The organism is Solibacillus sp. FSL R7-0682 (assembly GCF_038005985.1).
GTDB lineage: Bacteria > Bacillota > Bacilli > Bacillales_A > Planococcaceae > Solibacillus.
The window spans coordinates 270,370-293,529 of the sequence record NZ_JBBOUI010000001.1 but is presented as its reverse complement, the minus strand read 5'-3'; the positions used below and the strand labels follow the sequence as shown (position 1 = coordinate 293,529).

General features: G+C 35.8%; 23 protein-coding genes. 5 read left to right on the top strand and 18 right to left on the bottom strand.

All coding sequences use genetic code 11. The features are described 5' to 3' along the window. Positions 1 to 68: 68 nt before the first annotated feature. Positions 69 to 1,535 carry a cardiolipin synthase gene (cls, locus tag MKZ17_RS01500; RefSeq protein ID WP_340722059.1) on the top strand — a complete coding sequence of 489 codons (1,467 nt, stop codon included), beginning with the start codon at positions 69 to 71 and terminating at the stop codon, positions 1,533 to 1,535. Positions 1,536 to 1,789: 254 nt separating this feature from the next. Here the strand turns inward: cls and MKZ17_RS01495 are convergent, their stop codons facing one another. The 3 genes from MKZ17_RS01495 to MKZ17_RS01485 form a co-directional block, all read right to left on the bottom strand. Then, positions 1,790 to 2,605, bottom strand: a complete 816-nt coding sequence (locus MKZ17_RS01495) for a M15 family metallopeptidase (RefSeq protein WP_340722058.1) — start codon at positions 2,603 to 2,605, stop codon at positions 1,790 to 1,792. A gap of 47 nt (positions 2,606 to 2,652) precedes the next feature. Then, entirely contained in the window at positions 2,653 to 2,907 is a 255-nt protein-coding gene (locus tag MKZ17_RS01490; RefSeq protein ID WP_340722057.1) for a hypothetical protein, read from the bottom strand. Positions 2,908 to 3,168: 261 nt separating this feature from the next. Next, entirely contained in the window at positions 3,169 to 3,963 is a 795-nt protein-coding gene (locus MKZ17_RS01485) for a helix-turn-helix transcriptional regulator (protein WP_340722056.1), read from the bottom strand. Positions 3,964 to 4,513: 550 nt separating this feature from the next. On the opposite strand from MKZ17_RS01485, the gene MKZ17_RS01480 reads away from it, so the two are divergent. Then, positions 4,514 to 5,164 carry a LytTR family DNA-binding domain-containing protein gene (locus MKZ17_RS01480; RefSeq protein WP_340722055.1) on the top strand — a complete coding sequence of 217 codons (651 nt, stop codon included), beginning with the start codon at positions 4,514 to 4,516 and terminating at the stop codon, positions 5,162 to 5,164. A 341-nt stretch (positions 5,165 to 5,505) separates the two neighbouring features. After that, complete coding sequence (locus tag MKZ17_RS01475; protein ID WP_340722054.1) at positions 5,506 to 7,026, top strand: succinate CoA transferase; 1,521 nt, start codon at positions 5,506 to 5,508, stop codon at positions 7,024 to 7,026. A gap of 56 nt (positions 7,027 to 7,082) precedes the next feature. Here MKZ17_RS01475 and MKZ17_RS01470 read toward each other — a convergent pair whose 3' ends face one another. From MKZ17_RS01470 to MKZ17_RS01415, 12 genes are all read right to left on the bottom strand, one after another. Further along, complete coding sequence (locus MKZ17_RS01470; protein ID WP_340722053.1) at positions 7,083 to 7,409, bottom strand: 3-oxoacyl-ACP reductase; 327 nt, start codon at positions 7,407 to 7,409, stop codon at positions 7,083 to 7,085. A gap of 325 nt (positions 7,410 to 7,734) precedes the next feature. Next, the gene (locus MKZ17_RS01465) at positions 7,735 to 8,016 is read right to left on the bottom strand and encodes a GNAT family N-acetyltransferase (protein ID WP_340722052.1); all 282 of its coding nucleotides are present in this window, start codon (positions 8,014 to 8,016) and stop codon (positions 7,735 to 7,737) included. A 92-nt stretch (positions 8,017 to 8,108) separates the two neighbouring features. Continuing rightward, complete coding sequence (locus MKZ17_RS01460; RefSeq protein ID WP_340722051.1) at positions 8,109 to 9,029, bottom strand: DUF1002 domain-containing protein; 921 nt, start codon at positions 9,027 to 9,029, stop codon at positions 8,109 to 8,111. Between the two features lie 159 nt (positions 9,030 to 9,188). Next, positions 9,189 to 10,046, bottom strand: a complete 858-nt coding sequence (locus tag MKZ17_RS01455) for a CvfB family protein (RefSeq protein ID WP_340722050.1) — start codon at positions 10,044 to 10,046, stop codon at positions 9,189 to 9,191. A 26-nt stretch (positions 10,047 to 10,072) separates the two neighbouring features. After that, a complete protein-coding gene (mntR, locus tag MKZ17_RS01450; RefSeq protein WP_340722049.1) occupies positions 10,073 to 10,492 on the bottom strand; it encodes a transcriptional regulator MntR in 420 nt (139 codons plus the stop codon). Between the two features lie 184 nt (positions 10,493 to 10,676). Beyond that, positions 10,677 to 10,955 carry a late competence development ComFB family protein gene (locus tag MKZ17_RS01445; RefSeq protein ID WP_340722048.1) on the bottom strand — a complete coding sequence of 93 codons (279 nt, stop codon included), beginning with the start codon at positions 10,953 to 10,955 and terminating at the stop codon, positions 10,677 to 10,679. A gap of 161 nt (positions 10,956 to 11,116) precedes the next feature. Next, positions 11,117 to 13,234, bottom strand: a complete 2,118-nt coding sequence (locus MKZ17_RS01440; protein ID WP_340722047.1) for a heavy metal translocating P-type ATPase — start codon at positions 13,232 to 13,234, stop codon at positions 11,117 to 11,119. Positions 13,235 to 13,239: 5 nt separating this feature from the next. Further along, entirely contained in the window at positions 13,240 to 13,602 is a 363-nt protein-coding gene (locus MKZ17_RS01435) for an ArsR/SmtB family transcription factor (protein WP_340722046.1), read from the bottom strand. 116 nt (positions 13,603 to 13,718) lie between these two features. Next, entirely contained in the window at positions 13,719 to 16,106 is a 2,388-nt protein-coding gene (locus MKZ17_RS01430) for a penicillin acylase family protein (protein WP_340722045.1), read from the bottom strand. A 90-nt stretch (positions 16,107 to 16,196) separates the two neighbouring features. Beyond that, positions 16,197 to 16,952 (bottom strand): exodeoxyribonuclease III, encoded by a 756-nt coding sequence (locus tag MKZ17_RS01425; protein ID WP_340722044.1) that lies wholly within the window; start codon positions 16,950 to 16,952, stop codon positions 16,197 to 16,199. A gap of 85 nt (positions 16,953 to 17,037) precedes the next feature. Next, entirely contained in the window at positions 17,038 to 17,949 is a 912-nt protein-coding gene (gene murB, locus MKZ17_RS01420; protein WP_340722043.1) for a UDP-N-acetylmuramate dehydrogenase, read from the bottom strand. An 82-nt stretch (positions 17,950 to 18,031) separates the two neighbouring features. Next, positions 18,032 to 18,337, bottom strand: a complete 306-nt coding sequence (locus MKZ17_RS01415) for a winged helix-turn-helix transcriptional regulator (RefSeq protein ID WP_340722042.1) — start codon at positions 18,335 to 18,337, stop codon at positions 18,032 to 18,034. A 180-nt stretch (positions 18,338 to 18,517) separates the two neighbouring features. Between MKZ17_RS01415 and MKZ17_RS01410 the strand changes: the two genes are divergently transcribed. After that, positions 18,518 to 19,042: a YceI family protein gene (locus MKZ17_RS01410; RefSeq protein ID WP_340722041.1), complete on the top strand. Its 525-nt coding sequence runs from the start codon at positions 18,518 to 18,520 to the stop codon at positions 19,040 to 19,042. Between the two features lie 68 nt (positions 19,043 to 19,110). Here MKZ17_RS01410 and MKZ17_RS01405 read toward each other — a convergent pair whose 3' ends face one another. Beyond that, positions 19,111 to 19,749 (bottom strand): FMN-dependent NADH-azoreductase, encoded by a 639-nt coding sequence (locus MKZ17_RS01405; protein WP_340722040.1) that lies wholly within the window; start codon positions 19,747 to 19,749, stop codon positions 19,111 to 19,113. Positions 19,750 to 19,896: 147 nt separating this feature from the next. Continuing rightward, positions 19,897 to 20,601: a DsbA family oxidoreductase gene (locus tag MKZ17_RS01400; protein ID WP_340722039.1), complete on the bottom strand. Its 705-nt coding sequence runs from the start codon at positions 20,599 to 20,601 to the stop codon at positions 19,897 to 19,899. Positions 20,602 to 20,765: 164 nt separating this feature from the next. Between MKZ17_RS01400 and MKZ17_RS01395 the strand changes: the two genes are divergently transcribed. Then, entirely contained in the window at positions 20,766 to 22,145 is a 1,380-nt protein-coding gene (locus MKZ17_RS01395) for an FAD-dependent oxidoreductase (RefSeq protein WP_340722038.1), read from the top strand. A gap of 15 nt (positions 22,146 to 22,160) precedes the next feature. Here MKZ17_RS01395 and MKZ17_RS01390 read toward each other — a convergent pair whose 3' ends face one another. Next, the gene (locus MKZ17_RS01390; protein ID WP_340722037.1) at positions 22,161 to 23,087 is read right to left on the bottom strand and encodes a manganese-dependent inorganic pyrophosphatase; all 927 of its coding nucleotides are present in this window, start codon (positions 23,085 to 23,087) and stop codon (positions 22,161 to 22,163) included. Positions 23,088 to 23,160 lie beyond the last annotated feature (73 nt).

Genomic DNA, 23,160 nt, shown 5'->3' with positions numbered 1-23,160 from the left:
AACAAATTGTTCAGTGTTTCTTTTTATGCTTTCTTGCAATACACTAGAATAGAAAACAGTAAAAGTAGGTGAATTGCTTGAGTGCTTTTATTGAAAGTTACTTTATCTTCCCATTAATAATGTTTATCAATATTCTATTTGCTTTAACTGTCATTTTTTTAGAGCGTAGAAAACCATCCTCTACTTGGGCTTGGCTACTTGTACTTTTCTTCTTACCATTTGCCGGATTTATTCTTTATTTACTTTTAGGCAGACAACTTAGGAAAAAACATTTGTTTCGTTGGGAAGGGCAAAAGAATATAGGAATTGATAAGCTAATTAGCTATCAAATCGAGGCAATTGAAAAGGATCAGCTCGAGTTTCGTTCAGACCATATTAAAGAATACAACCATCTCATTTATATGAATTTGAAGACAAATAATGCGGTGTTAACTCAAGATAATGCAATTACAATCTTTGATGATGGTAGCGATAAATTTGAAGCTTTGATTCAAGATATTATGAATGCCAAAAACCATATTCATATTCAGTATTATATTTTTAAAATTGATAATTTAGGACAACGTATTTTAAATGCTTTAATTAAAAAAGCACATCAAGGGGTTAAAATTCGCATTTTGTATGACGAAATGGGCTCACGAGGCGTGCGAAAACGTCATTTTAAAGAACTATTAGATTTAGGCGGGGAGGTGGAGGTATTCTTCCCTTCAATTTTACCACTTATTAATCCTCGTCTAAACTTTCGAAATCACCGAAAGATTGTCGTTATAGATGGGCGGATTGGTTATATTGGTGGCTTTAACGTAGGTGATGAGTATTTAAGCTTATCGGATCGTTTCGGATATTGGCGCGATACACATTTACGAATTGAGGGAAGTGCCGTACACCCTCTGCAGACACGTTTTATTCTCGACTGGAATCAAGCAAGTGCACATCATGATATTAACTATGCCGAACACTTCTTCCCTGCCATCCCGCAAAAGGGGAATGCCGCACTTCAAATTATTTCGAGTGGACCGGATACAGAGTGGGAAGTAATTAAGAACAGTTATTTACGTTTAATTACGAATGCTAAAAAATACATCTATATCCAAACCCCTTATTTCATTCCAGATGAATCATTTTTTGATTCCATCCGTTTAGCCGCACTTTCAGGTGTGGATGTGCATATTATGATTCCAAACAAACCGGATCATATGTTTGTCTATTGGGCAACGTATTCTTATGTCGGACAGCTCGTACAGGCCGGAGCAAAAGTTTATCATTATGAAAAAGGCTTTATTCACGCTAAAATGATTGTGGTAGATGATGAAGTGGCCTCTGTTGGTACGGCAAATATTGATGTTCGTAGCTTTAGTTTAAATTTCGAAGTAAATGCGCTCATTTACAATCGTGAATACGCCCATCGTTTAGCCGAAATTTTTGAGCGAGATATTATTGATTGTTCTGAAATGACGAAAGAAATTTATGAAAATCGTTCAACTGTTATCAAATTCAAAGAATCAATTTCACGATTACTTTCTCCAATACTTTAAAAAGAAGAGGCTGGACAGAAGTGAAAATTTCTCTATTTACGGTAAAGTACAGCATTAAAAATTGGATACTTAATAAATTGGTTGTAGTTGAGGGGCAACTCCTGGGGAAATAGCGTGACGCCTGAGACTACAGGCTCAGGCCACGCCCCCGGAAAGCGTCCCCGCAACGAAAACCAATTACAAAAAAACATCATTTTTCTCACTCGAGAAAAATGATGTTTTTGTTTTGTCCCAGCCTCTTCTTTTATATGGCATTATTTAATACCTAAATATTCTTCTAACGTCACGCCAGCTTCATGAATTTTTTTAGCTGTATCTCCTTCTAAATAACGGAAATGCCACGATTCATACATGAAACCTGTAATATCTTCTTTTCCTTTTGGATAACGTAAAATAAAACCATACTGATGCGCATTGTTAACAAGCCATTGTCCTGCAGGTGATTCTCCAAATTCACTTGTTAACCATAAATCTTCGCGCCCTTTTTCTCCAATATCAAATGCTAGTCCAGTTTGATGCTCTGAATAGCCAGGACGAGCACTATAACGATCCGCGGCATCTTTACCATCGCGATTTACATAGCGATCATATAATGTTTGTTGATATTCGTATGAACGAAATCCACTAAATGCCACTAATTCAAAACCTTCTAGTTTTGCAGCAGCTGCCATTTTTTCAAAAGCGGCTTTGGCTGCAGGATCTTCTCCTTTATTGTACGTTGAAGGTAGTGGAATTTTTTTGTTTACTATAAGAATTCCATTTACATATGTAGGATCTACTGCAGGGTTTTGACCAACGATGTATCCATTAACGACTTCTTGAGGCGGATTTTCATTTGTTGCTGGTTTTTCAACCGGTGTTGTTGGAGTTGGCTCATTCAAATTAGGATCAGCTCCTTCATCACTTTCTGCATCTGTCCCTGATTTATTTGAATGATTTTCTACTGCCTGATTTTTTTCATCGACTACTTCATACTTGTAATAAATCGAACCTAAAATTGCTAGTAGTAACAATAACGAAATGGACGCTATTAGAACAATTGGACTTTTTCTATTCGTTCTTGTATTCATTTTACTTCGCCTTCTTCTATAGTTTTAATTCTGTCTAAATTATTCCGTTAACCCGCAATCATGACATACAACACAATAACAGATAAAACAGCAAAAGTAATTGCCATTTTTTTCATCCATTTCGATTCCTTTTCATGCCCTTTTTCTTTAAATGTACGCGATCTGAAAAAGTTTGTTAACGTAAACATAATTGTCATCGACAAAATGGCTGCTTCCATGTTTTGCTTAATAATAAAAAATAACGCCGAAAAACTTGCTGCTGCTACTAAGATTAGTGAAATTGGCTTTTCATATTTTTTCATCTCTATCTCCCTTTAATTTTTAAACTAGTTTGAAGTATATCGCACTTTTATAAAAACTAAAAATAGCACGCATCAAAATAATTGCATAATAATTTATACTAATTATTTACCTATGAAAAAACTCTACATTTATGATTTGTTGTTTGAATGCTAAAACCTTCTCAACAAATACTCAATGTAGAGTTGTATAAAATATTTTCAATTAATTCAGAAACTTTTAGTTAAAATTTTATATAAAAGTAAAAATCTTATAAAAGATTTTTATGCTTTTTCATACTCTACTTCTGTAATTTCGAAACGAAAGAACTCATGATGTAGCTCATCACGGAAATGCTTTGGTGTAACGCTTGTATATTTTTTGAAAATTCTCGTAAAGTAGCTTTGATTACAGAAATGGAATTGCTCAGAAATTGAGGTAATGCTTTTATTTGTATGTCGTAAATAATATTGAGATTCTTCAACTCGACGTACGTTTAAATATTCTACTAAAGTAATGCCTACGTGCTCACGGAAAATACGTGATAGATGGCTTGTACTAATGTGGAAATTTGCTGCAATACTTTCTACTGTTAAATCATTTTCCAATTCATCATTAATATACATAATAACTTTATTTACCGTTTGATGTCGGAAGGTTGGCTGTTTTCGATCAGCAATGAAGTACACATAAAAATCAATAAGGTCATCTGCAAATTGTAAAAATTCTGCATCTTTCATCTGGTTTTCTACCATGTCCGCACATGCTAAATTAAACGCAAATGCTTTTTTGGATGGTACTTGATTATCTAGTAATTTACGCGCAACAATAGAAGATAAAATAACAAAATAATTACGCACAACCTTAATCACTTGTTTTCCAAAACGAATCGATAAAATATCAATGATTTCATGAAGTGTCTTTTTTGCCTTTACAGCTTCCAAATGATATACCTCAAATAAAAGCTTAGACTCTAGGACAAAAAAGTCTTCAATCCCAGCATATTGATTGATATTATCGATTTCCTGAAAATATCGTTTAGAAATGGTTTCAGAGATTGAATGCTGATGTAGTTGCATAGATTACCCCATCTTTCTTCAGAATAGACATTCTGTTATTTAGTAGAAAGCACACGGATGTACTTCATTATGTCTATAGGGAAGTTATACTTTCCTGTAAACTTAATATTAATGTTCAAAATTGCTATAATTCTATAGTAATTAGTAGAGGTTCAATTATATATGTATTTTGAAAATTGAAGTGACTATTCATATTACAATACTATGTTTTGCATATATTTATTCGAATAATTAGTAACTATAGTGAATATTACCATATTTTATATTTTTCTTTCAACCTAATTTAAACAATTGGTATAGTACAAATATATCACTTATATTCCTTTTTTTGAAATATATAATGTAATTTAATTTATTTAAGTGACTTAAAATATACATTTTACGATGGGTTATAGTAATTTTTATCCTTTTTTTATTTTTATTACTTACCATTTTTAAACCCTATAAAATATACTCTAAAAATAAAAAAATCTTCTTCCCCCTAATTTCTTTAAATATGTAGTAAAATAGTTCATAATTGTATAAAATGCTTATAAAGAGGTGTAACAGAGTGGATCCAAAACAAATAGAAGAAATCATGGAAGTCATTAAAGAGTTTTTCCCTGAAAATACGTCAATTGCAATTTCAGATACGAGTGAGTATTTATACTACCAAGCAAGCAAAAAGGTAGATTTAAAAATCAAACCAGGTGACCCGATTAAGGAAGGGTCAGCTGCTTATAAAGCGCTTACTTATGGCCAAAAGATTAATTCGTATATCGAATCGGATGTTTTTGGAGTACCATACTATGGTATGAGTATCCCGTTGATTGAAGAAGGAGAAACAAAGGGAGCAATTACTGCTATTTTCCCACAAAAACCTTCACCATTTTTAACTAACTATATTACCGTTAAAATTGATGATTGCTGGTACCCAATTAAACACAATCAAGTTATTTATCTGGAGACACAATTACGTAAAACATTTGTCAAAACAATGCAACGTGAAGGGTATCACCGTTTAAACTTAAGTGATTTAGAGCTATTCCTGGCTCCTGACTCATTTATTCGATGCCACCGTTCATATATTGTTAACATTGACTTCATCGAAGAAATTCAACCAGATTCTCATTCAACATTTTTATTAATTATGAAAGACGGTACGCGCATTCCTGTAAGTCAACGTTATGCGAGCTATTTCCGCCGTTCTTTAGGATTCTAATCATGAACAATAAGCGATTTGCGCCTAGCAAATCGCTTTTTTCAATAGCTTGTAATTTGATATACCTTCTTTTTCCCTGTTTTTTTAATTAATATTGCACAAATTTGCTAGGTTAAAACGTAATTACTATATCCAAAATAACATTATTACCGTCGAATATTCATACATTTTCTCTTAAATGCAACTTTTAAGCGCTTTTATGCTGTATTCGGAGAAAATGTGACAATTTGATGATATTATTAGCGTAAATGCCGCTTTACAAGCTGGCGAAATAAACAGAAAATTACAAAATTTTCTAAATAGCTCTAAACCATCAAAATTTTTTAGGGGAGGATTTTATTATGGATCCACGAGTTGAAAAACGTTTAGGTTTAAAATCATTATCAGATAAAATTGTATCTGCTGCAGAAGCTGCCGCTTTAATCGAAGACGGCTCAGTAGTAGGGATGTCAGGATTTACACGCGCAGGGGACGCAAAGGTAGTTCCAATGGCATTAGTTGAACGTGCAAAAAATGAACAATTTAAAATTGATGTATATACAGGCGCTTCTTTAGGTCCTGAAGTAGATAACTATTTAGCAGCTGCTGGTGTTATCAACAAACGTGGTCCTTTCCAAGGCGATTCAGTAATGCGTGGAATGATCAACAAAGGCGAAATCAAATACGTAGATGCACACCTTTCTCACAATGCTGAGTTAGTACGTCAAGGCGTTATTGGACCAATCAAACATGCAATTATCGAAGCTGTAGCAATTACTGAAGACGGTTCTATTATCCCAACAACTTCTGTTGGTAACTCACCGATCTTTGCTGAATATGCTGAAAATATTATTATCGAGTTAAACATTGCTCACCCAGAGTCAATGATTGGTATTCACGACATTTATGTTCCAGCCGAACAAGGTAAACGTGAGCCATTACCAATTACTAACGCTGAACAACGTATCGGTACTGCTGGTATTAAAGTTGACCCAGCTAAAATTCAAGCAATCGTTATTTCTGAAGAGCCAGATGCGCCTTCATTAATCGTTCCTCCAGATGAAGAAACACAAAACATGGCAAACATTTTATTAGACTTCTTCCGCTCAGAAATTAAAGCGGGTCGTTTAACAAACGAATTAATGCCATTACAATCTGGTGTAGGTTCAGTAGCAAACGCTGTATTAGACGGCTTCGCTGATTCAGAATTCGAAAACTTAGTAGTATCTTCTGAAGTATTACAAGATGCAGTATTTAACTTAATTGATGCAGGTAAAGTACGTTTTGCTGCTGCAACTTCTATTACTTTAACAGAGGAACTACAAAAGAAAGTATACGGCAACTTAGAAAAGTATGCTGACAAAATTTTATTACGTCCACAAGAAATTTCTAACCACCCTGAGCTTATCCGTCGTTTGGGCTTAATCTCAATCAACACTGCTCTTGAATTAGATATTTACGGTAACGTAAACTCTACACACGTTTCAGGTACTAAAATGATGAACGGTATCGGCGGTTCTGGTGACTTCGCTCGTAACGCTCGTTTAGGTATCTTCGTAACGAAATCATACGCTAAAGGTGGCGCGATCTCTTCAATCGTACCAATGGTTTCACACGTAGACCACACTGAGCACGATGTAGATGTAATCGTAACAGAACAAGGTATTGCTGACTTACGTGGTCTTGCTCCAAAAGAGCGTGTTGAGTTAATTATTAAAAACTGTGCACACCCAGACTTCAAAGATCAGTTATGGGATTACTACAACCGTGCTGTTGAAGCAACAGGAAACGCGCAAACTCCTCACATCTTAGAGGAAGCTCTTTCTTGGCACGTAAACCTTGCGAAAAACAAAACAATGAAAAAAGAAATTACTAAAGCTTAATTTTTCTTTTTGATAACGAATGGGCTTGTCTAGAATTTTCTAGACAAGCCCTTTTTTTATTGTTGCTTATTATATTCAGCAATAGTACGCTGTGCGCCACCCTCAGATAAAAATTCATTTTCATTAATTGTTAATGTATTTGGACTTGCTGCAGCCTCAGCCACATCCCCAGCCACTTCTCCAACAGGCAACGTTTCTTCATTTGATCGATTTGTATTTGCTTGATAACTTTGTTTATGATCCGCCATCACTTGTGAAGCTTTTGTTTTTGCTTCGTTAAGAAAATCCATTGCTTTATCACGGTTTTCTTTTTTACTTAAAAATGAAGCTGCACCTGCTAATAATCCTGCTATTACTACACCTTTACCTTTTAATTTTGCCATTTAAATTACCTCCTAATATAAATGTCTTATGTGCATATATACCCCAAATTATTCTCCTTTAAAACATTTCATATAAAATGATTAGATTCTATATTAATTGGATAAATTAAAAATAGAATTATAAAATTCCAAATTTATCCTAAAGGAGTGCTTATTATGTTTCAAAATAAAGAAACTCGCTATGAATGGTCAGAGATTTTTGCACTTTTCGGTGTTGCCTCTGTCATCACTGCTATTATTTCCTTCTTTGTAGCTTTTTAACCTAAAATTAAAGCTGTGCGAAAAATTTCGCACAGCTTATTTTTTACGATTTAATTTGTTGCCTTTAGGCTTTCACATCGTCATATGCATCACTTTTGTCAAATGAAGCAACTACATAAGAACAAATTGCTTTCATTTTTAAATTATTTTCACGTGCATAGGCTGCCGCTGCATCAAGTAACTTCTTCGCCACCCCTTGGCCTCTTAATACATCCGACACATACGTATGATTCATATTCATGACACCATCACGTTCCACCCAAGTAATTTCTGCAACACGATTACCGTTTAATTCATACTCAAATGCACCCACATTATTTCCTTTGTTACGATACGTAAATTCCATATTACTCCCTCCTATTCTTGCTACCAATATAGCACAGATTTATTTGGCAAAAAAATAAAAGCTCCTCATAAAGAGGGAGCTTTCATTAATAATTATTCTTTAGAAAACCAAGAAGAAATTGTATCGATTAAATTATTGAAGAAATTTTTAACGCTTTGCCAGAAGCCTTCATCTTCTAAAATCGCACCAAATTTTTCTTCGAACTTCGCACTCAAATCTGATAATTGAGAAGAGAGTTTACTAAAATCAATATTTAAATTACTAATACGATCCATTAAATCTACAAGTAATTGTCGATCTGTATCACTTAAATTAATTTGCAATTTTTCTAACTGATCTTCTACAATTTGTTGTACTTCCTCTTTTGATGCTGGTTTATTTTCTGCAATTGCTTTTTTTATTTGCGTTAATAGCTCCGCCACTTGCTCATCGCTAATTCCTGCTGATTCTGCAAGGGATGTTGCTACTGATAATTCATCATTTGCAACATCGGTACGCTCTATATCTAATGTTTCTCCTGTTTTTACTTCATATGCTTTATAAATTCCTACTAATGCTGAGTGACCTGTTACTGGCTTTGGTGCTGCAATTTCCACAATTGCATCTTCTATGCCTGCTGTTAACATGGCACTCGCATACATTTCAGAAGTTACTTGTGTAATATTTTCTGGTGTTACAATACTTATTGTTAAGCCTTTTCCTACATCTTGACGTGTAATTTTGGCTGATGAGAACATACGTGAACTTGGGTTACTATCTTTAATATATTTTGCTAAATCTTGCCCTGAAATAGTAATTTCGTCAACTTCTGATTCATTGGCTACACGCAATGCCGTTTTCACTTTTTCTTTTTCATCTGCAGATAAGTTACTGCCGTAAACGACTATTGGTACACCAAGCTTTTCATTGATAGGATTTTTTTGCTCAGTAGTTGCTGCAGATGCGCCCATTGGTACAAGTACCGAAAAGATAAGAACTAATGCCGCAACAAGTGAAATCCACTTTTGTTTCATGTTAAAATACCCCCTTCGAAATGTACAACACTCTCTAATACCCAACTATTGTAAGATTCATGTACACTTATATTATAATACGAATAAAAAAAGTAAAAGGTTGCATTTCTATTGTTTCGCCCTTTACTTCTTTCTATATCGTTCATTTTTAATTGTTGATTATGCGATTTCTGTCCAACCGTCTTTTTGAGTGATCTTACGTGCTTTCATTAATGTACCTAAAGCACGTTTAAATGCACCTTTACTCATTTTAAACATTTCTTGGATTTCTTCCGGTGTTGATTTATCACCAAACGGCATCTTGCCACCTACACTTTCTAAGTAAGCAAGGATTTTTTCAGCATCTTCACCTAGACGCTCATGCTTTCGTGGAAGGAACGAACCGTTTAATGAGCCATCTTCCTTTACATCAATAATACGTACTTGTATATCTTGCCCTAAACGAGGCTCAGCCTTCATTTCTGATTGATGTACGAAAATACGGTAAGGTACTTCTACACCAAGTAAAAACGATCCTACTGGTAATAAACGATATGGGCGTGCTGTAATGTTTTTATTAAACATATCTTCAAGGGCACCTTCGTACATATCATTTACTTTTTCTTCTGTAATTAGGCGACCAAATAAATCCCCATTACGATCAGTACGTAATGTCATGTATAAGTGATCTCCAACCTCAGGCCATACATCGTTAATTGCCGGTAAATCTTCTGCTCGAACAAGTACTTCACGAGATGTACCGATATCACAATACGCCCCTTCTTTTGTCACCTTTAATACACGTGCCCAGCCATAGCTTGCCTCAGTAATGTGAGGTAATGCAGTTGTAGCCTGTAAATCCCCACGACGGTCTGCGTATAAAAATACATTTACTGTATCCCCAATTGCTAAGGATTCTGTCACATCCGAAGCATTTAATGGAATTTCTAATTCTCCATTTGTTAAAATATAACGCGATCCTTGCTCTTCTAAAACCGTTAAATGGACAACTTGTCCAGATTTAATTAATTGATTCATATTCGTCTCCTTTTTCTTGTCAATCATTACATACTATGATTTGTTTTCATTTCTTCTAGCTTCCTTGTTAGTTCAGGTTGTTCTTCTAAAAGCTGTACTAAATCAGCTATACGATCAATAGAATTCCAACTTAAATGATGTTCAATGCCTTCAACATCTTCATAAATCCGTTGTTCATCGACCCCTATTAAGCGTAAAAATTGCTCGAGTAACTCATGTCTCTGCACAAGCCGTTTCCCTAATTTTTGCCCTTTCGGTGTCAATGTTAAGCCTCTATATTTTTCATAGACTAAATAACCGTCTTTATCTAATTTCTGCACCATTTTCGTAACTGAGGAAGGTAGAACAGATAAGGCTTCCGCAATATCGGACACACGAGCATATCCTTTATTTTCAATTAATAAATAAATTTGTTCAATGTGATCCTCCATGCTAGGTGTTGGCATAGCTGTTCCCTCTCTTTCCAAACGCTATCTTAAGTTTACTACAATTAATGCAAAAAAGTTAACTGAAAACAGTATAGCTTTCAGAAAAGATTATTTATCCTTCTTTTTAATTTTCTCTATTATTTTTCTTATTATTCAAATAAAAAAGGCTACCCAAATTTTATGATTTTGGATAACCTTTTCGTTAATGCCTTGGATTTCGACTTACAATATGAAGCGCTCTAATAATTTGTTTATTAATTTCTTCAATATTTTCTGGTGTATTTAATTGTTTAAACACGGCGTCACGTGATCTTTCAGATGCTACGTATTTCGTAGGTAATGCATTCAGTGCGATTGCATTAACATCCATTTCACATTGTTCACAATGACAAAACGTCTGGTATTCAACACCATGTAACAAAAAACTAACAAGCCCTCGAACAATTTCTTCTGTCACGTTCACTAGCTTTGTATTCGTCATGTCTAACTTTCGCCTCATTTAACTTCTATATTATCTAATTAATAATAATACGATGTACTGAATAACTCAACATGACGAAAATAACATTTTTTCATGCTTTATAATTTTCTGTTATTATATTGGACAGGTTAAAAATAACTACACTACATATTTCCTATTTTTTATTCTCTAATTTTCAATAGTCTTAACGAATTAAAGATAACTAACAATGTTGCTCCCATATCTGCAAAGATTGCAATCCATAGTGTCAACCATCCTGGTATTACAAGTAAAAGAGCAATCAGCTTTAATCCTAAAGCAAAAATTATATTTTGTTTAATAATCATTAACGTTTTCTTGCTAAGCTTCATTGTATAAGGAAGCTTTGTTAAATCGTCACTCATAAATACAACTTGAGCGGTTTCTAACGCTGCATCAGTTCCTGCGCCCCCCATTGCAATCCCTATATTCGCCGCTGCTAATGCCGGTGCATCATTCACACCGTCACCAACCATTGCAACAGAACCATACTGTTGCTGTAATTCTTTCATTGCTTGAAGTTTATTTTCAGGTAATAGTTCTGCCCGAACATCCTCAATAGCTAACTGCTCAGCAATCTTACAAGCCGTTTGGGCTGAATCCCCTGTTAACATTACCGTATGCTTCCCTTGATTATCGTGTAGTGCTTTAATAACTGCCTGACTTTCTTGTCTTACTTGATCAGCAATCGCAAGTATTCCTAACACTTGCTCATCATTAGCAGCAACTATTACAGATTGCCCCTTTGAAGCTAGCTGTTTAATTTCTTCTATAATGTCTTGTTGAACTGGCACAATTGTTTTTATCCAACTTACGCTACCTACATATACTTTTAGTCCATCAACAGTCGCATAAGCACCTTTCCCAGTAATGGATTGGAAATCTTCTGTATTTTGAATATGAATTTTCACATCAAAAGCTTTTGCTAGGATGGCCCGAGCCAGCGGATGTTGTGATTTTTTTTCAACAGCTGCAACTTCTGCAAGTAACTGTTGTTCGGTTTTTGAGCTAAATGACTTGATAGACATTACTTCGGGTTGCCCCTTTGTTAATGTACCCGTTTTATCAAAAGCGACTGCTTGAATTCGGCTTAACTCTTCTAAGTAGGCACCGCCTTTAATGAGCACACCTTGACGGGCAGCATTCCCTACAGCTGTAACGATTGCTACAGGTGTAGAAATAACTAACGCACAAGGACACCCTACAACTAATACTGCTAATCCTTGATATATCCAGTGAACCCAATCTCCTGTAACGAATCCAGGAATGATTGCTACAAGTAACGCTACTAACATAATTGCTGGCGTATAAAACTTCGCAAAGCGATCAACAAATTTTTGAGAAGGTGCTTTTTCCGCCTGTGCTTCTTCAACTAAATGGATAATTTTTGCGATTGTTGTGTCTTCTACGCGTTTTGTTACTTTTACCTCAAGTGCACCCATTTCGTTGAGTGTCCCCGCAAATACATTTTCGCCAATCGTTCTCATTACTGGAATCGACTCTCCAGTAATGGCTGCTTGATTGACTGTAGACATCCCTTCAACAACAATACCATCCATCGCAATTTTTTGACCCGGCTTCACGATTATAATATCCCCAATTTGAATATCTTCCGTTGCGATTTCCATTTCATGAAAGTGTTCCCCATGCACTCGCTTAATCAAGGCTGTAGGTGGAGTTAAGTCCATTAACTGTGAAATGGATTGGCGTGCTTTATTCATCGAATACGCTTCTAATGCTTCACTAACAGCAAATAAGAAAACTACGATGGCAGCTTCTTGCCATTCACCAATAATCGCGGCACCAATAATCGCAATTGTTATTAATGTTTTCATATCAAATTCAAGTCGTAGCAAGTTTCGTATACCCGTTAGGAAAATGGAATAACCACCTACAATAATTGCACCTGCATAAAGCATTTTCACATAAAAATGATCTTCACCTAAGGAAAAACTACTAACTACCCCTACAATAACGAATAATAACGATAAAAAAGCTAATTGATTTTCTTTTCTTTTATAAAAGGGGATGCTCTTCAATACTTTTCTTTCAGAAGCTAATGACACTTTAATGCCGTCAAAAGCACCTGCCTCTTCAAGCTGATTTACAGTAACTTGCCCTTTAACAGTTAATTTGGCCGCACCAAAATTTAATTGCACATCTTCTACTGTCTCTATTTCACGTATATTTCGCTCAAATTTAGCTGCGCAATTTGCGCAAGAAAGATTTTCAAGCCGGTATTGCTCTGTGTTTTGTGCCATCCTACTCACTCCCTTGAATGTTCATACGCTATCTTCACAATTTGATAAACATGATCATCTGCTAATGAATAATACATTAGCTTCCCTTCACGCGTAGATTTTGCCAAGCCGTGCTCCTTCAAATATCGTAAATGATGGGAAGCAGTCGCGGTACTTGACCCAATAATTGCTGCAACATCACAAACGCATAGCTTTTCTTCAATTGTTAATGCATACGTAATTTTCAAACGGGTCTCATCAGCTAATGCCTTTAAAAATTGGGCAACTTTTGAAAGATCAGGCATTTGACTTTTTACATGCTCCACTGCTTCTTCATTTACCTTTATAACATCACAAGTATCCTTTTCCTTCACTTCAACCCACCTCATTCAAATATTCATTTGAATGTATTATATCTTATGCAGACTAATCATTCAAATGATTGTTTGAATGAACTAAAAAAATAAAACTACTTCAATTTGACACGAAGTAGTTTTATCCAAATTTAATTCGCTTTTAACAGTAATTCATGTTCGGTATCAATTTCACCTTTAATTTTTGTCTTACTATAACTTCCCGATACCCAGTTCGTTACTTGATTTTTATACCACTTAGATTTTACATGTCCACTTTGCCCTGGACCAACAATATGCAATGCGCTAGAAAGGTCATTTAAATCTGCAACAAAACGCCACGAAGCGCCATGGTTTACATTTCCATCTCCTCTTTCTGCTGCCGCTTGCACTGTGACACTCGAGCCACCAACTGGTACTTGTTTTGGATTTAAATAATAAGCTAAAATGTTTGAGGCACTTGATAATGAATGTTTGAATGTTAGCTGATTATAGTTACCCCATAGCCATTTGGCTACGTTTGATCCGTATTGATCCTCCAGTTTTTCAACAGTATCTTCAAAAGCTTTAAACACAAACAGTTCTAATCCGCCTTCTTCTTCAATCCAAATTCCTTGATGCCCTGCATACGCATCTCGTAGCATTTGATCGGTAATTTGTGATTTCCCTGGCATTAATTTATAAATATCTTCTGGCATCGCATCTTCAAACAAAGCCTTTTCCATATTTTCAATTAAAAAATGGTAAACAAGGGGGGCAGCCTGATCTTGATCGTCAAAGTAATTCCATTCTTCTAAAAGGGCTATAGTTTTTTCATATTTCCCTTCTGAATCCCTTAATCTAATTGTTTGTAGAAGACTTGGCAAAAATTCTTGCGCATGCAAATTTTTCTTATCCATTTGAATCATTTTCATATCTTCTACACTTAATTTATTGTCTGCTGTTTCTATCAATTCGGCAATCCGTTCATAACGATATGGTTGTGCCCATAAGTTGGATAGGTGGTATGGATACTCCTCGCCTATAATTTGATTGTTTGCAGTAGCAATATAGCCTTCTTGTGGATTGATGACTATCGGTAATTCATCAAAAGGAATATAGCTGTCCCATCCATAATCCGAAGAGTCTCCTGGGACTGGGAGGGCTCCTGTACCTTGTTTACGAATTGGCACTAACCCATTTGCCTTATAAACAATTGTTCCATCTACAGACGCAAATACAAAGTTTTGAGCAGGTGCTTTGAAATCTTTTAATGCCAAATCAAATTCTTCCCAATTTTTCGCCTTGTTAAAGCCAAGTATCGCTTTTAACTCTTGTGTTGATTGTAACGCTGTCCATTGCATAGCAAACTTCTCTTTCACTATTGTATCTTTCGTCATGATGTCCGAGATAATTGGACCATGCCGTGTTTCTACAACTTCAAACTCAATTGTGTTACCGCCCTTTACCTTAATTGGCTCCTTACGCACGGTAGCATCTTCCCATTGTCCGTCATATTTAAATTGATATGGATCTTCAGGGTTTGGTATTTCAATATATAAATCCTGTACATCTGGGTTGACATTTGTCACACCCCATGCAATTTCCTCGTTATGCCCTAATATAATGCCAGGAATCCCAGCAAAAATAACTCCACTTACATTTTGTTCTGGTGATTGTAAGTGCATTTGATACCACACAGATGGCGTACTCAGTCCGAGATGTGGGTCATCTGCAAGAAGTGGTTTCCCTGACTGTGTTAAATCACCACTTAGTACCCAGTTATTACTACCATTGAACTCAGATGGTAAATAATTTGGCGTAACTAACGTAGCAACATCCGTTTCCAACTTTAAATTGGCTTCAATAATTGACTTTGCATTATCTGGATATTCGATAAATAACTCTGCTGCCTGCTGCTTTGTATAATTTTGTAATGCCCAGGAACGGAATGCTTGCTGGTTCCAGTTACCGCCTAAATCGTAGGCCATGTATTTCCCTATTGATAAGGAATCAATTGGCGTCCAGCGCTCTGGTACGTAACCGAGTAACTTGAATTCATAAGAAAGCTTACTTGTCCCCTTTACTTCATCGATGAATGCGTTCACGCCTTCAGCATACCACTCTAATATTTGCCTTGACTGTGCATCATAGTCTTCCCAAGATAACTCTGCTGCATGGCGTAAACTAAATGTACGGAAATATTTATCTGTCTCAACTGCTGCTTCTCCAATTACTTCTGCTAACATGCCGCCCGCTTGGCGACGTGCTAAATCCATTTGAAACAAACGGTCTTGAGCTTGGACATACCCTTGTGCGCGATACAAATCTGCATCCGATTTTGCATTAATGTGGGGTACACCTGAGTCATCTCGAATGACTTGTACATCATCTTCTAAAATTGATACTACTACCTCACCTTTAATTAAAGGTTTCGAATTTGCAAGATATAAATTAACACCTACTAATGCTATCACTACTAAAATAATAAGTATCCCTATTACCCATGCAGTTGCTTTTAAAATTGTACGCTTTTTTGATTTTGTTTGATGCTTTGTCATTGTTTCGCCCCATTTCTTTACAGATACATGTCAAATCAGATTGGTTTAATATATCTATATGAAATTTTACAGGCGCATAGTATTTTATAATTAAATATTAATAACCAATTCAATCGGACAATGATCACTACCTAATACGTGGGAATGAATGTTGGCCTTTTCTATATGATCTAGCAGGCGGTTGGATACGATAAAGTAATCAATACGCCAACCAATATTACGCTCACGTACTTTACTCATGTACGACCACCACGTAAAATGATCCGGTTCATTAGGATGAGTATAACGGAATGTATCGGTAAAGCCACTTGCGAGAAAATCCGTCATCTTCCTTCGTTCTTCCGCTGTGAAACCAGAGTTACCTTTATTAGATTTCGCATTTTTTAAATCCAGCTCTTCATGAGCGACGTTAAGGTCCCCACAAAAAATAACCGGCTTTTTCTTATCAAGCTCTTTCAAATAAAGAAGCATACGGTCTTCCCATTCTAGTCGCTCAGATAATCGGGAAAGATCACGTTTAGCATTTGGTGTATATACATTCACTAAATAAAAATTTGCATATTCTAAAGTAATAATTCGACCTTCATTTTCCTCTAATTCTTCACCGACACCGTAATGAACTGCTAATGGTTTATGCTTTGTAAAAATAGCGGTACCAGAATAGCCTTTTTTCAGAGCATCATTCCAAAATTGAGTATAGCCGTCTAGTTGAAGGTCAATTTGTCCAGTTTGACATTTCGTTTCCTGAATACAGAAAAAATCGGCATCCATTTCTCGAAAATATTCTAAAAACCCTTTGTTCACACACGCCCGGATGCCATTGACATTCCATGAAATAAACTTCATTTACTTTCTCCTAACTATCTATGTATTTTTTCTTTTTAAAATGGAAATAAGTGCCCCTCGCATAAACGAAGGACACTTAAATTATTTAGTCTTCACCGACAATTTTTACTTCCATTTCTAAATCTACATCAAACTTTTCTTTCACAACTTTTTGTACCATTTGAATCGTCTCGATATAGTCTTTTGCCGTCGCATTGTCTTTATTTACGATAAAACCTGCGTGTTTCTTTGAAACTTCCGCACCACCGACACCTTTCCCCTGCAAATCACTATCTTGAATAAGCTTACCAGCAAAATGACCTGGAGGACGCTTGAAAACACTACCTGCCGAAGGGTATTCAAGTGGTTGTTTTGATTCACGTTGGAATGTTAAGTCTGCAATTTTAGCATCGATTTGCTGTTGATCGCCTTTTGTTAATTCAAAAGTTGCTGATAGAACATAATACCCCTTTTTTGTAATAATACTTTTACGGTACGAGAGTTCTAATTGTTCATTAGATAGCACAAGTTTTTCACCCTCTGGTGTCAATACCGTACAAGATGTTACGATATCTTTAATTTCTCCACCATAAGCTCCTGCATTCATCGCCATGGCACCACCAATCGATCCTGGTATACCACAAGCAAATTCAAATCCTGACAAGCTTTGCTCCGCTACTCGCTTTGACACATCTTTAATTAAAGCACCCGCCTGTGCATAGGCTGTAGTACCTTCGATACGAATCGCATTTAATAATGCAAAGTGTAATACAATACCGCGCACCCCACCATCACGTACAACCATATTTGAACCGTTACCTAGCATTAATAATGGTATTTGATTGTGAGCTGCATATTTTACTACTGCTACAGCTTGCTCCTCTGTTTCAGGTAGTACAAGCACATCTGCCTGCCCCCCAAGTTTTGTCATCGTATATTTTTTTAATGATTCATTTAATTTTACATTATGTGAAGGAATCCACTGTGAAAGATCCTTTTCCCATTTTTGAATTGTCATAAATGTCCGTTCCTTTCTTGTAAAGCTCAGTACCTCTTTAGTATCTGTTTTTACCGTGCTTTTTACAAGTAAAACACAACTGCTACAGCCAGGTTTTGGCCCAAACTTCGATTTCTCTTACGACTTTTTCAAGGGAAAGACCCTTTTCTGTTAAATGATACTCTACACGGATTGGTACTTCAGAATAAACTTTTCTTTCAACAATCCCTTCTTTTTCTAATTCCTTTAGACGTTCCGAAAGTAGTCGGCCACTTATTGGTAATGCTGCCTCTATCGCGTTAAAACGTTGAGGCCCCTCTAGCAACTGATAAATAATCAACGCTGTCCAACGTTTTCCTACTAATTCCATCGCTTTTGATAAACGAGGACATAATGCTGTTTCCTTCAATTTTTTCACCTCTATATTAAAATTCATAAAAATCTATTCTTCGTAAAAATTACTCTCTTCTATTTTACCATCGTAAACAAATTACGAAAAGTAAGTAGCTTACTTACAGGCGTTGTAATAATTATCCATATAATTTATGATGGAAATATAGATTTATTTACTCTTGCAGGAGGGGGTAACATGACAACATACGTAGTAGATATACTACACTCATCCATTAACTTTTCAATTAAGCATATGATGATTACAAAAGTTAATGGTGTATTTAATTCGTTCTCTGCACAAATTGAAGCAGAACAAATTGAAAGCTTCAAAAATTCTGCTATCCGATTCGACCTTGATGTTGCAAGTGTTAATACACATGATAACTCACGAGATCAACATTTAATTTCTGCTGATTTCTTTAATGCGGATCGTTATCCAAAAATTACATTTATTAAAAAAGCGGTCGAAGGTAGCTGTAATTCATTCAAGCTTTTTGGGGATTTAACAATCAAGGGGATTACAAACCCGGTAGTTTTTGATGTTGTTTATACAGGTCATGTAACAAATCCTTGGAATGTAGATACATACGGTTTCTCTTGCACTACTTTCATTAACCGAAAAGACTTTAATTTAACATACAATGCTATCCTCGAAAAAGGTGGGTTTTTAATCGACGAAAATGTCCAAATAAATGTCGAACTACAACTAAATCCAATTTAAATAAAAATGAGTCCCGTACACAATTTGCACGGGACTCATTAACGTTCTAATACTATAAAGTTTTACGATTAAGCTGTTACTGTAGCTAATTTTTGAGCTACATCTTTCACTTGCTCTAAACCAGCAGCGATAATATTTGCAGCTTCAGTTTGGTTCGCATTGTGACCTTCGATTACTACTTCAGCCACTTTTTCCATACCGTATACGCCACCAATTACATTGTTGATATAGTTTACAGCCATTTCTAATGGCGCCATTTGTGGATTTGAGTAAATACCACCACGAGCGTTTAATACTACATATTTTTTATCAGTCATTAAGCTCACTAATTGTCCATTTTCATCGTATTTGAATGAATAACCTGCTCCGTAAGTGTAATCAATGAATGATTGTAATGCAGCTGGAATAGTTTGGTTCCATAATGGGAACGCAAATACTACTACTTCTGCAGCAGTTAATGCTTCACGAGATTTATTGAATGATTCGATTGAAGCTTGCTCAAGATCTGTTAATGCTTCACCATTTTGCATTTTACCGAAAGCATTGAATAACTCTTGACCGAAGTATGCTAAATTTTCTTCAAATACATCAAAAGTTGAAACATTTAATCCTTCCACTTTTGCAACTTCAGCCATGAAAGTTTCGTACATTTTTGTTGATACGCCGTCTGGACGGTTATTTGCTTTTACTACTAATACGTTTGTCATATTATAAAAACTCCTTCGTTAAATGTTTAATTTTATTGTTTGGAAGATGTATCCCAATTTCATATATCTCAAATTCAAAATACTTTTATATAATAAAAGAGTTATCGTAAAAAATCAATACGATAGCTCTCATACTTTAGGCTGAAATTAAATTTCGCAGGAGTCGTCCGTACATACAACTCCACTATCCCCCTGCATTTTTAAAGGTTTACGTAGTCCTGCTTCCTGTGCGGCTTTTTCAATTGCTTGCTCAAAAACTTGTTGTGGTTGCGCTCCTGAAATACCATATTTATTATCAATAACAAAGAAAGGTACACCACGTACCCCTAACTGCTGAGCAATAGAGATATCTTGTTGCACATTTTCCATATATTGATTGTTTTCTAATACTTCTTTTGCACCTTCACTAGATAAGCCCACTTCTTCAGCAAGTGTTTGTAAGACATTTGACTGCCCGATTGCTTGCCCTTCCAAAAAGTAGGCCTTTAAAACGCGCTCTGTAAATTCTTTCTCTTTGCCTTTAGTTTCAGCCCATTTCGCTAAACGATGTGCTTTTACTGTATTAGCAGTTTTCATATCATCAAAATTGTAATCTAATCCGACTTCCTTCGCACGTGACGCAACATTCGCAGTCATACCCTTTGCTTCTTCTAAGGACATATTATATTTTTGCTTCAAACTATCAATCACAGGACCTGTCGCATCTTCTGGAGTTGTTGGATCTAATAAATAGCTTTTGAACTCTACTTCAATTGCCTCTTTGTAACCGGTTTGCTGTAACGCAAGTTCTAATTGTCTTTTCCCAATATAACAAAATGGACATACATAATCTGACCATACTTCAATTTTCAATTCAAACACTCCCCCTTTCTTGTATTGTAGCGAGCATTTATAAAAATGTATACTTGGAGCAATCGAATAGCCAGTATATGTAAATACTTCCCCTTTATAATTCTAACTATTTTGTATAAAATTCGTTTTACAATCCCATTCTGAAAAATAAAAAGGTGATATTTTTGAAGAAATCGCTTTGGCAAAATGACGTTCAGTCTATTTCCGCTCCTACGTTACAACAATCTATGAAAAGTGATATTTGTATTATTGGTGGTGGTTTAAGTGGGGTTTATACAGCCTACTTATTAGCAAAGGAAGGCTATAAAGTTGTATTAGTAGAAGCACTTCATGATTTTGCAGAAGGGACTACCGCCTACTCTACTGGAAAATTGACTGTACAGCATAATTTAATTTACACTAGTTTGTCGACCGAACAAGGAAGAGCGTATTACGAAGCCAATCGAGGGGCAATTGAGCGAGCTCTATCTACCAATCCTCCTAGTGTTTCTCGTGCTACATCCTATTTATATACGGCGTCTGATGATGGAAGAGAGCAATTACTTCAAGAAGCTGAATGCTATAAAAAAATAGGCATTCCATTTATCGCAACAAATGAAATTGAAATCGCAACCCCAGTCAAATTAGCAATCGGAATTGAAAATGAAGTGCAAATTAATCCGGTAGAATTTACTCGCCACTTCGCACAGCTTGCCAAAAAAATGGACGCACAGCTCTTTTTAAATACTCGTATTACAAATATTCAACCTTCTGATAATGTAATCACAACAAGCAGAGGTCATAAGATTCATTATAAAAAGCTCATCTTATGTACGCATTACCCAATAGAATCGATTAAAAACTTATACAGTGTCAAACTTCAGGTCAACCGCTCATACTTATCTGCTACGAAGTGTACACAACTTTTAGATGGGCAATATTTAAGCATCGATCCACAAAGTCGAACAATACGAACAGCACTTATCAATAATCAGCCATACTTCGTTTATGGAGGATTCGCCCATTCAGCTGGTACTGTCGAACAAACAGACCTTTATTATGATTCCATTGAATCGGAGCTACAAAGTCAATTTGAACTTCCCAAACCAGAATTTAACTGGAGCGCACAAGATGTTATGACTGCCGATCAAATACCTTACATTGGGCAGTTAAATTCACGAGATGAAACATTATATATTGCTACTGGCTTTAATAAATGGGGACTTTCTTCTTCATTAGTTGCAGGGGAAATTCTTCTCGATTCAATTAAAAAAATAGCTAGTCCTGCATTAGAATTGTATTCACCTAATCGTTCAAGCTTCGGGCGACAAGTTTATTTCATGCTTCAAACAGGTGGCTTCATTGGTAAAGAATTTATTAAAGGCTATGTTACACGAACATCCGCACCTCGTTGTACACATTTAGGCTGTAAAACGAGATGGAATGAGTCTGACCACACTTGGGATTGCCCATGCCATGGTTCTCGCTATAATGAAAAAGGCGAAGTAATTGAAGGTCCTGCAGTTTATCCATTACAATTTAAAAAATCCGATGCCTCTCCATGAGCATCGGATTTTTAATTATTTTAGACCTTCTGTTAAAACCGGTACAATTTGCTTTTTACGAGATACAACACCCGGTAAGTTAATGCGTCCGTTAATGATTTCCGCTCCGAAACTTCGAGCTGCTTCTTCCGCTACTTGACCAGCTGCAACTGCTGTTGAATCATTATTTAAAATATCTGTTACAACAAAGAAGAATAAATCTAACCCGTTGTCTGCAACATTCTTATTTAATAAGTTTTCAAGTTCTTCTTGGCGACCTAATACGTCTTCGACATCTACTGCATTTACTTGAGCAACTGTAGCTTTATACTCACCGAACTCGAAACCTTTTGCATCTAACGATAATAAATCTTCTAATGATTTATCTGAAAGATCTGCACCTGCTTTTAACATCGCTAAGCCGTACTCAGCTGCGTCAACGCCCGCAATTCCAGCTAACTCTGCACCTGCTTGTACGTCTTGCTCTGTGCAAGTTGGTGATTTGAATAGTAAAGTATCTGAAACAATTGCTGACAGCATTAACCCTGCAATATTTGCGGGTACTTCAACGTTATTTTCTTTGAAGATTTTATTTAAAATTGTCGCCGTACAACCAACTGGCTCTGCACGGAAGTAAAGCGGATCTGCTGTTTGGAAGTTTGCAATACGGTGGTGATCAATTACTTCAGAAATTTGTACTTCATCAATACCATCTGCGGATTGTTGGAATTCATTGTGGTCAACAAGAATTACCCGCGCTGCTTCATCCTTTACATTGGCAATAAGACGTGGTGCTTCAAAACCAAATTTGTCTAAAGCGAATTGCGTTTCATTATTTACATCCCCAAGGCGTACTGCCTCAGCATCTACACCTAATTGTTGTTTTAAGAATGCATATACAATTGCTGAAGTGATTGTATCTGTATCAGGGTTTTTATGTCCAAAAACTAAAGTTTTACTCATACGAGAGCCTCCTATATTAAATGCTTTTCGTTCTTCATTTTAACATACCGATGTCGGAGAGAAAAATAGAAGA